The sequence below is a fragment of the Pseudomonas sp. NFPP07 genome, from assembly GCF_900115645.1.
Classification (GTDB): domain Bacteria; phylum Pseudomonadota; class Gammaproteobacteria; order Pseudomonadales; family Pseudomonadaceae; genus Aquipseudomonas; species Aquipseudomonas chlororaphis.
In genome coordinates, this window is the sequence record NZ_FOXG01000010.1 from 1 (window position 1) to 10,213 (window position 10,213).

The following is a 10,213-nucleotide window of genomic DNA, read 5'->3' on the forward strand; positions in this document are numbered from 1 at the left end:
GCTACCCCGACACCGCGATCCCTGTAGCCGCTGCCGCAGGCTGCGATCGACGGCGCAGCCGTCGCAAACCGGCCAACGCGGTTTTCCAGGCAGATCGCGGATGCAGGGGCCGGCAGATGTGTCACCAGATCGGCAACGTGTAGAGCACCAGGAAGCGGGTCTGGTTTTCATCGCGGAACGCCGCGCCGGCGGGGAAATCGTTGCGGTAGATCGACTTGCGCGCCAGCAGCCCGAGGTTCTTCAACGGTCCGCTCTGGATCACGTACCCCAGCTCCAGCTGGAACTCCCGCTCCTTGCGGTCGTCGGCATTCAGCGCCGCCAGTTCGATATGGTCACCACGCACGTAGCGCAGGCGGCTCTTCAGCCCCGGCAACCCGGCAGCGGCGAAATCGTAGTCGTAGATGGCCTGCCAGGTGCGTTCCCGGGCATTGAGAAAATCGGAACTCATGGTCAGTTCGCTCATGCCCATCAATTCGGTGCCCGACAGATAAGGCGTCGCCGTGTCGCCGCTGGCGTGCATGTAGCCCAGGCTCAATCGATGCCCGCCCCAGCGATAGGCGAACAGCGCCGAGAGGTTGCGGTTGTCCACCTTGCCGGCCTTGGCGCTGCCATCTTCGCGGCTGAAGAAACTGCGCAGGTCGCTGCTCAGCACCCCGTCCCCGAGCTTGAGGTTATGCAGCAGGGCCAGGGTGTCCTGCTGGTAGAGGTCCGCCACTTCGGCGTGGTAGGCGCGCAGGCTGAGGTCCGGATTGACCTGGTAGTCGCCCCCCAGGTAAGCCATGTGCGACGAGGTGGCCGTGCCTTTGAAGCGCCGGTTCGGCGAGGCGATGCTCAGCGCCTGGTAGTCGGTGGAATCGCGCTTGTTGATGCGATCTATATAACCGGTGTTAAAGGTCAGGCCGTCGATGTCCCTGGAGCTGAGGGTGGTGCCGCGAAAGGTCTGCGGCAGCAGCCGCGACGGGCTGGCAAAGGCGAACGGCAGGAAGATCGACACATCGCCGGTCTTCACGCTGGTCTGGGCCAGGCGCAGCTTGGCGGTCATCGCCAGGCGCGAGTATTCGTCCGCCGCGCGCTTGTCGCTGGCCGACACCGGCAGCAGTTCGGTGCCGCTGCGGTCCGGCGCCGAGTCGAGCTTGATCCCCATCAGCCCGCGAGCGTCCAGGCCGAAGCCGACGGTCCCCGGGGTAAAGCCCGACTCCAGGTTCAGGATCGCCCCCTGGGCCCATTCCCGGGCCGCGGTTTTCGCGCCGTCGTCCTTGTAGTCACGGTCGAGGTAGTAATTGCGCAGGGTCAGGGTGCCGTGGCTGTCGTCGATAAAGCCTGCGGCCTGCGCCGGAGCGGCCACCACACCCAGCCCCGAGAGGGCCAGGCAGCACAGACGGACAGGTAGCGCCAGCGTCGCCGCAAGGGCGTTGCGTGAGAGGTTCGGCATGTTCGAGTCCACTTATTGTTGTTGTTTTGCGGAACGGGATCGCCCGGCCATGGCAGGCGTCCACGGCCAGAGAATGGAAACAGCCGAGGGCCGGCGTCAATCCACAATGACCGATAATCGAACGTTAATATTATTAACTATTCAACAGATAGCACTGAACAAGACTGATAACTCATTGATTTACAAAAAACTAAATCGATATTTCAGGCTGATCCGTCCACCCTTCAATTTTTAGTTATCTTTGTTAATCTTAATTTCACCTGCCAACGCTTGAACGAGCAGGTACTTCTGCTGCGTCCGCCCCAACAAAAACAACAATGAGGTTTGCCATGGACACTCCATCGCGTCGCACGACGCTGACCATTGCCCTGTGTTTTATCGTTGCCCTGATCGAAGGCTTCGACCTGCAAGCCGCCGGCACCGCCGCCGCGGGCCTGCGCCAGAGCTTCGCCCTGGACCCGAGAATGCTGGGCTGGGTGTTCAGCGCCGGAATCGCCGGCCTGCTGCCCGGGGCCTTCTTCGGCGGCTGGATCGCCGATCGCATCGGCCGCAAGAAAATCCTCATCGGCGCCGTGCTGCTGTTCGGCCTGTTCTCCCTCGTCACCGCCTGTGTCGCCAGCCTCTCGGGCCTGTTGCAGGCGACCTTTATCGTCGGCGGCCTGGCGCCGCTGTTGGTGGTGCCGCTGATGCTCCTGCTGCTGCCCGAGTCCAGCGCCTTTCGCCAGCAACAAGGCACCCCCGGCCTGACCCGCATCTCCACCGGCCAGGCGCTGTTCGGCGAAGGTCGGGCGCGCACCACCCTGGCCTTGTGGCTGAGCTATTTCTTCACCCTGACGGTGATGTACATGCTGCTCAACTGGCTGCCGTCGTTGCTGCTGGAGCAAGGCTTCAGCAAACCCCAGGCCGGGCTGGTGCAGATGCTGTTCAACATCGGCGGCGCCCTCGGTTCGCTGCTCGGCGGCCTGCTGCTGGATCGCTGCAACGGCATCAAGGTCGTGCTGTTCGTCTACGCCGGGTTGCTCGCGGCGCTGGCCGGGGTCGGCCTGTCGGCGGGCCTGCTGCCCATGGCCTGCGCCGGGTTCGCCGCAGGGCTGTTCGTGATGGCCGCGCAACTGGTGCTGTACGCCCTGGCCCCACCCTCGTACCCGACCCTGGTGCGCGCCACCGGAGTCGGTGCCGCGGTGGCCATCGGCCGCCTGGGATCGGTGGCCGGTCCCCTCGCCGCCGGGCAGATCCTCGCGGCCGGCGCCGGCACCAGCGGGGTCTTGCTGGCCACCTCGCCGGGCCTGGTGATCGCCGCCTTGAGCATCATCAGCGTGATCGCCCGCCCGGCGTCGCAGGTCGAACCCGGGTTGGCAGCGGCGAACCCGGCCGCCCCCAAACCCTGACGCACACTCACACGCCAGCCTGGACGACTGCTGTTGCAGCTCGGTTATCCAGGCTGACGCACGCTAAAGGCTGCATCCCACCCGCGCAGAACCGTCAAAAGTGAGCAATGAAAGAGCTAGGCGGCCACGCTGGAAGAGCAGAGACGGCACGATCTACGAATGGGATTTTCAGCATGGAGCGGTCGAGGTGTACAACAGGCGCGGTAAGCACCTTGGTGAGTACAACCACGAGACAGGCGCTCAGAATAAACCAGCAGACCCAACAAGGAAGGTAGAACCATGAAGCACACGATTATGGGAGTTCCTGAAGGCGAGGACTTCGCATCCTTTGAAAAGGTTCTTCCGGTTTCTGTCGCGGACCTCAAGCCAATTATGGGTTGGGCAGCGGATGATGATTGTGTTTACGATTATCGGCTGACCCCTGAGCAAATTAGCGCTATCGAAAAGCTCTGTTCGCTGGAGCTACCCAGGAATCTGGAGCTTTTTCTAACGTGTAGCGCCTGATGGTCCATCGCGAGCAAGCTCGCTCCTACAGTAGCCCCACTATCGGCCTTAACTGATCGGCATTGGCCTACCGGAGCTTTTCATTTCTGCGCCGCTTTTGCATTTCTGTGCGACAGATCCCACTTCGGGGACTCCCGTACCAGTCCCCCGTGGTGTTAGGTTGCAGAGGTTTTTGTCGATCAGACACCTTTCAACAATCAGCAAGGAATGCCCTGCACAATGGATTTCTCCCTCAAGCAACTGGCCGCGGCCACCCTGATGCTGGCCAGCCTGTCAGCCTTCACCTCCGCCGCCCACGCCAATATCACCCCGCAGCAGAACGCGGCGATTCTCAAGAGCTTCGCCGATGCCTCGGTCACGGATTTCCGCCAGTTCCTCGGCACCTTGAGCAAAAATGAGGCGGCCAAGAGCGAGGTGGTCAAAGAAGCCAACCTCGGCCCGGCCATCAATGCCTTCCTCGACAACAAGACGCTTTCCGCCGAGCAGCAGAACGAGATCCATCGCCTGCTGGGCCTGTATGCGCGGGTGAAGTACGGCAAGGCCGCCACCGAAACCCTGCGCGAACTGGTGGCTATCCCCACCGTGCGCGTCGACGGCGTGCCCCAGCACGAGAACCCCGAGTTCATCAAGATCGCCGACAAGATCAAGGGCCTGGCCCAGGCCTTCGACCTGAACTTTCGCAACATCGACAACCGCGTCTACGAGATCTCCCTGCAAGGCAGCGGCGATGAAGTGGTGGGCATCCACGCCCATGCCGACGTGGTGCCGGTGACGCCGGAGAACTGGGTGCTGCAGGACGGCACCAGGCTCGACCCGTTCAAGGTCACCCTGGTCGGCGACCGCATGTACGGCCGCGGCACCGAGGACGACAAGAACGGCATAGTCGTGGCCCTGTACGCGATGAAGATCATCAAGGAAGAGAAGCTGCCCCTGGCGCGCAACTTCAAGCTGCTGGTGGACACCACCGAGGAAACCAGCGGCGACGCGATTCCCTACTACTTCGAACGCAACCCGACGCCCAACTACAACCTGGCGCTGGACGGCGGCTACCCGGTGGTGATCGCCGAGAAAGGCTACGGCACCGTCATGGCCAGCTTCCCGCTGCGTGCCGCCGAGGGCAAGGGAGCGGAAATTGTCTCGATGACCGGCGGCCTGGCCACTAACCAGATCCCGGGCGCCTCGGTCGCCACCCTGGTGACCGACCAGCCCGCCGAGCTGGCCGCCAGCCTGCAGAAGGCCGGCGCCGAATACGCCAAGGCCCATGGCGGCGACTTCAGCGTGGCCGCCAAGGTCGCAGGCAAGGACGTCAAGCTGACGGTCACCGGCGTGTCCGCCCACTCCTCCGAGCCCGAGTCCGGGGTCAACCCGGTGGCGCGCATGCTCGACTTCATCAACGGCCTCGACGGCAAGGTCGCGCTCAAGCACAACCCGATCACCGACGCCGCCCGCTACGCCGCCGACAACTGGGGCCTGGACTACCTGGGCAACACGCTGGGGGTCGGTTTCGCCGATGACTTCATGGGCCCGCTGACCACCTCCCTGACCTACGTCGGCCAGGACGAAAAAGCCTTCAAGCTGGCAGTCAACCTGCGCGTGCCCAAGGGCAAAACCCCGGAAGTGCTGAAAAAGCAGATCGCCGACAAGCTGGACGCCTGGAGCAAGCAGAACCAGGTCGCGGTGAACTTCGACTATTCGATCGCCGAGCCGATGTACCGCAACCCCGAGGGTGAATGGGTCAAGGCGCTGCTGGCGGTGGCCAGCGAAAACCTCGGCATGAAGCACGAGTTCGGCACCTCCGCCGGCGCCACCTCGGTGCATGAACTGCCCAACGGCGTGCAATTCGGCCTGGCCCGTCCCGAGGTCAAGTACACCGGCCACAACGACAACGAGTTCAAGACCGTCGAGCAGTTCCAGCTGGACCTGCAGATTGTCACCGAGATGTTCGGCCGCATCGGCCAGCTGCCGAAACTCTGAGCCGATGCGCTGCGGCAACGCGGCTGACAGGCACAAAAAAAGCCACTGATCGAGTGGCTTTTTTTGTGCATCCCGGGGCGGGAACGCGATCAGTTGTATTCCAGTACATAGGTCAGCGTGGCATCGGCTTTGCCGGCGGCGACTTCCGCGCCTGTGGTGACGTAGCGTGCCTTTGCGGCAAAGCGGTACCTCTCGTTGCCAGGGCCGCTGTCTTGCCAAGCCAGGGTCGCCGCCCTGGCTTTACTGAAGGGCAGTGCCACGTTCTTATCGCTCAGCAGCGAGATGGCAACGCCTTTGGCGATGCCAGGTTGTCCGACACCGTTCAGATTCAACAATCCATCACGAACGGAGTTGCCCTCGAAATAAACCTTCACCGGTGGCTTGACCGTGGGATTGAGGCCTTCGCAAACGACATCCAGGGCGAAGGGCTGCTCCATGACCGATCCGCGTTTCAGTTGCTCTACCGCGGGACGCCCCATATTGACCTCGGTACTGCTCTTGGGGGTGTAGCAAGTGGTGAAGAAGGCATTATGTTCGAACTTGGTTGTAAGGCCCGAGCCTTCGATGGCATAAACCGCTCGCCTCGGATTGGTATAGCTGGTGTCAATAAAGTAACTGGTCTTGTAGTTGAAGGAAGGCATATCCCCCTTTCCGACACCGATGTCCGTACGCACAAAATCTATTGTCACTGTCCTGGGAAAATAGGATATGGACAAACCAAGGCCGATTGAACTAAAAGGCGGAAAACCAGGGGTGTACCACCCTTCATTGCTAATGTGCCCAATGCGAATGCCGACCCCAGGAACACCAGAGTCGTAAAGCCCTTTAGTGCCTCTCGATACAAGGCTGGTAACAACTTCGGTCATTCCACGTTCAGACTTATCGCAATTTGACCATCCTCCAGAACGGCGTCCGGCGTCTACTTGGTGGGACGCCATTACCCCGCCAATGGGGGCGTACCTCAAGGTTGTAATGGCGGGAAGACTGGCAATGATCGACGGATTGAGCGGTTCGCCAGCCTCAGGCCTGCCGCAGTAATCTGCTGCGTAGGCAGAAGTTCCCATCATGCCCCCCAGAGCCAATGCAAACAGCCCCGCTTGTCGTAGTGTTTTCAAAACATTTCCCCTCGTTCAGAGCCCAGAGCCCAGAGCCCAGAGCTCAGAGCTCAGAGTGGCGTTGCTGACTCCCTTTGGTGGGAACAGGCGTGAGGGCGGCAGTCTAGGCTCGACAATTGCTGGGGTTGAATCAGAGGATTCTCAAAATCGGTGCAGCGCCCTGCTGCCTTTTTCGTCAGGAGAAACCATTGAAATTAAAGTTCAGCCACGTGGATGTGCTCGTCAAAGACCTCGAGCAAGCGTGTGCGTATTACGCCCGGGTCTTCAGCGCAAGGATTTCCAGGACCCTGGATTGGCAGCGCGACGGCCTGCATGTGCGTTATGCGATCGTCAGGTTCGGCACCGAGCGCCTGATGCTGGTGCAACCCTTTGCCGGCAATCTCAAGGCGCTGATGGACAGCAACGGCGAAGGCACGATCTACCGTCACTGCTATAGCACGCCGGACATCGAGGCCGCCTACGACGAGTTGCTGGCCGCGGGAGTGCAGCCGGAAGACGAGAACGGCAACCCCCTGTCGCGCGACAATCTCCAGTCTCCCAGCGGCACGCGCATCCTCTGGCTGCCGAAACGCTTTGGGCATTTCTCCATAGAGCTGCTTGAAGAGGCGGAGCTGGAGGCCTTCATCGAGAACGCATTCGCCGAGGACAGGTAAGGCGACAGGCGCCAGCACTCCCCCCTGCCGCATAGGCTGAAACTCCCAGACGGCCTGGGAGTATCGGCCAATGCGCAACCTCCTGCGCATCCCCATAGTTGTGACATCTGCCAGCAGAGGGGCCCAGGTGCGGCCCCCACAACTAGAAGCGCCGAGGAGCCTGCCATGACCACACCCCAATCCCCCACCACCGACCTGACCGCCGATACCCCTCCCGATCTGTACCCCGTCTTCCCCAGCGACGACACACTGACCATCACCGCCCTGGCGGATGGTGCTCCGCTCGTGGTAGCGACCGGAACCAACGTTGCGCTGGATGAAACCAGCGGGTTGCAGAACGCCACGGCCACGCCAGACCCAACGGGGGACGCCGACGACAATGACATCCTGCTGGCCGCCCTGCCCTCGGCCTTCGCCACCCGGCTGACCGCCCTTGGCGCGGGTACCGCAACGGACGCCGCCCTGAGTGGCTACACCGGCGCCGTGGGCGACACCGGCAGCAATGCCTTCACCCTCAACCTGGCGCCCGGCGCGATCAATGTCGATATCAGCTTCACCGACAGCTTTGGCGCGGCGCTCAATGGCCTGGACAGCGGGCTGGATACCCTCGATGGCACCGACATCCTTCTGTATACCGATACCGACAACAACATCCTGCTGGGCCGGGCCGGAGGCCCTGACGGGGCGATCGTGTTCGCCGCCTATATCGAGGAAACCGGCTCGCCGCTGTCGGGCGGCAAGATCTGGACCGTGGAATACCAGCCGCTCAAGCATCCGGACGGCAGTAACCCGGACGATGCCCTCAACCTGCTGGACAAGGTGTTTATCGGCGCCAGCCAGGACCTGACGTTCAGCCTGGCCGACGCGCCTTCCGGGCAGAACCTGTTCCTGATGTTCACCAAGGCCAACCCGACGGTAGTCGACGACGGTGGTGTATTGCGGATCAGCGACCCGGCGATCATCGCCACCGGCAAGGACCCCGCCGACCAGTCATCGGGCGCCAGCATCAACACCGGCGACACCATCAACACCAGCCAGGCCGGTGGCCCGACCACCTTCGGCACCAACAGCCAGATGATCACGGAACAGGAAGGCATTCGTTTTACCTTCGTCACCGGCGCCCGGCAGGACATGACCATTCCCAACCTGGATCAGAACGAAGCCGATCTCGAAGCCAACATCGATTTCACCGCGATGTTCAATGCCAAGGCGGCCAATTTCGATATCGTGCAGTTGCAAAGTGGCAAGAGTGCGGTGGTCAGGATCAGTGCCTTCAACACCGCGGTTGAAGGTGGCGCGAGTTTCGTCAATGGCTATGCCAACGATACGTCGGTGGCCATTACCAATGTTCGCGTGATCAACATCGCCACGGGACAAGTGATCGAAAACTCCGACGGCTCGGTGGATGACACGAGCATCCTCATCAGCTTCGATGGCGGCGTGGCCACCATCACCGGCGTCAAGGCCGGCTACCAGATCGAATACACCACGGCCGCGGACCACAACCGCGTCCTGATCGAGAACGGCGCGGCGCTCGACGCCAAGGGCAATACCCACGCCGACTTCGATATCGGTGGCTTCACCTTGCGCCAGGCCTCCACCACGACCGCCGAAATCGGCTCGCAGATGATCTTCGAGGACGATGGACCGACCCTCGCCTTCGGCAACCTGATCGGCACCGGGACCCAACTGGCGCAACAAGGCTACTGGAACATGGGGTCTGGCGCCGACGGGCTGGATGCCAACGGCCTGGACATCTCGCTGGTGAACGACCAGTTCACCCTGGTCCGGCCGGATAACACCACCACCACCGGCACCGGCACCCTGGTCGAGCAGTCGCCTTCACCGGATGGCAATGGCGCCTACCAGTTCGCCGGCACCCTGACCGGTGACTTCGACAACAACGCGGCAACCGCCGATACCACCGTCCATTACACCCTGAGCGCCTACGCCAACGGCACCTATGCCCTGGACCTGGAGGAAGGCTTCCGTTCGACCATCGTCCTCAGCAGTGCCGACGGCTCGCTGGCTGCCGGCGGTCCGGACCCGGTGCGCACACTGATGATCGGCAGCGAGGATGTGGTGTTCTTCGCCGCCAATCCGCTGGCACCGCAGACCGGCGATAACAGCATCCTGACCGGTATCGGGCTCGGGGCGCCCGACCCTACCGAAGCGCAGTTGCAGACCAACCCCCTGCCGTCGTTCATCGGCTCATCGACCATGAACGTCAGCACCTCCGGCATCGGTGTCGCCAACAACAACCTGGAGGGCAACACCACCGCCGGCATCAATGCCGGCGACGAAAGTTTCGTGATCAACCCCGAGACTTTGTTGACCAGCATGAAGATCTTTATCGACAACTCGGTGCAGGGCTACAACCCGGCCACCGAAGAGCTGTACTACACGATCTACTACGACAACGGCACGACCTCGGGCACGCCCATCAAGGTGCAAGCCGCCGACCTGCACACAGAGACGGGTGGCCAGAAATCCTTCACCGTCCAGTGGGATGGCAGCCATCTGATCGATGCCGTCCAGCTGACGATGGGACTGGGCACGGTCAAGATCCCGGTGATCCAGTTCATCAAGGAGACCCAGAGCCTGGCCAACGATATCCAGCTGTCGTTCAACGCCACGACGACGGACAAGGATGGGGATACCGCAACCAGCGCGTTCGACGCCAACCTGTTCGCCAACGACCCGAGCGACCAGACCTTCGATTTCAGGCTGGTCGGTACCACCGGTGAACGGGATGCCTTCAACATCGACCTGTCGGTGGCCGAGAACCAGTACCAGGTCACTGGCTTCGATGCCGGCCCGGGCCAACGGGATGCGGTGGTGCTCATTGGTGACGCGGGCGCTACTGTGCAGTCGATCGACAATGCCAGCAACGACAGCATCGTGACGATTGCCGAGACCGGCGGACAACTGACGACCATCACCCTGCTCGGGGTCGATCTGCTCAATACCGACATTGTGATGGCCAGCGTCTGAAACCTGGCGCATCAAACCCGTGCGAGGGTGGCCTGGAAACCACCCTCGCTTTTTTTTGCCGCGCCGCACGCTCAAGCGGCGCAAGGTCTGAAGAGCTCGTCCTGGACCGGCACCTTCGCCTCCCCCCGTTTCCCTCCCAGATAGGCTGAAACT

The 10,213-nt window shown here is 62.0% G+C and carries 7 protein-coding genes and 1 pseudogene; 6 read left to right on the top strand and 2 right to left on the bottom strand.

Annotated features, from left to right (window positions below):
• Positions 1-121: 121 nt before the first annotated feature.
• Positions 122-1,432 carry an OprD family porin gene (locus BM019_RS24295; RefSeq protein ID WP_092420860.1) on the bottom strand — a complete coding sequence of 437 codons (1,311 nt, stop codon included), beginning with the start codon at positions 1,430-1,432 and terminating at the stop codon, positions 122-124.
• 329 nt (positions 1,433-1,761) lie between these two features.
• Between BM019_RS24295 and BM019_RS24300 the strand changes: the two genes are divergently transcribed.
• The 4 genes and pseudogenes from BM019_RS24300 (at position 1,762) to BM019_RS24315 (ending at position 5,298) form a co-directional block, all read left to right on the top strand.
• A complete protein-coding gene (locus BM019_RS24300) occupies positions 1,762-2,820 on the top strand; it encodes an MFS transporter (RefSeq protein ID WP_092420863.1) in 1,059 nt (352 codons plus the stop codon).
• A 121-nt stretch (positions 2,821-2,941) separates the two neighbouring features.
• Positions 2,942-3,103: pseudogene (locus BM019_RS24305) on the top strand (colicin E3/pyocin S6 family cytotoxin); the annotation flags it as partial.
• Positions 3,100-3,324: a DUF7683 domain-containing protein gene (locus BM019_RS24310; RefSeq protein WP_092420869.1), complete on the top strand. Its 225-nt coding sequence runs from the start codon at positions 3,100-3,102 to the stop codon at positions 3,322-3,324. The pseudogene BM019_RS24305 and the gene BM019_RS24310, both read left to right, overlap by 4 nt.
• Positions 3,325-3,543: 219 nt before the next feature.
• Positions 3,544-5,298: a dipeptidase gene (locus BM019_RS24315; protein WP_092420873.1), complete on the top strand. Its 1,755-nt coding sequence runs from the start codon at positions 3,544-3,546 to the stop codon at positions 5,296-5,298.
• An 89-nt stretch (positions 5,299-5,387) separates the two neighbouring features.
• Here the strand turns inward: BM019_RS24315 and BM019_RS24320 are convergent, their stop codons facing one another.
• Positions 5,388-6,413: a fimbrial protein gene (locus BM019_RS24320; RefSeq protein WP_092420876.1), complete on the bottom strand. Its 1,026-nt coding sequence runs from the start codon at positions 6,411-6,413 to the stop codon at positions 5,388-5,390.
• Between the two features lie 188 nt (positions 6,414-6,601).
• Between BM019_RS24320 and BM019_RS24325 the strand changes: the two genes are divergently transcribed.
• Together BM019_RS24325 and BM019_RS24330 are read left to right on the top strand one after the other, a co-directional pair.
• On the top strand, positions 6,602-7,066 hold the full coding sequence (locus BM019_RS24325) for a VOC family protein (protein WP_092420879.1): 465 nt from the start codon (positions 6,602-6,604) through the stop codon (positions 7,064-7,066).
• Positions 7,067-7,231: 165 nt separating this feature from the next.
• Entirely contained in the window at positions 7,232-10,060 is a 2,829-nt protein-coding gene (locus BM019_RS24330; protein ID WP_092420882.1) for a DUF5801 repeats-in-toxin domain-containing protein, read from the top strand.
• Positions 10,061-10,213: the final 153 nt, after the last annotated feature.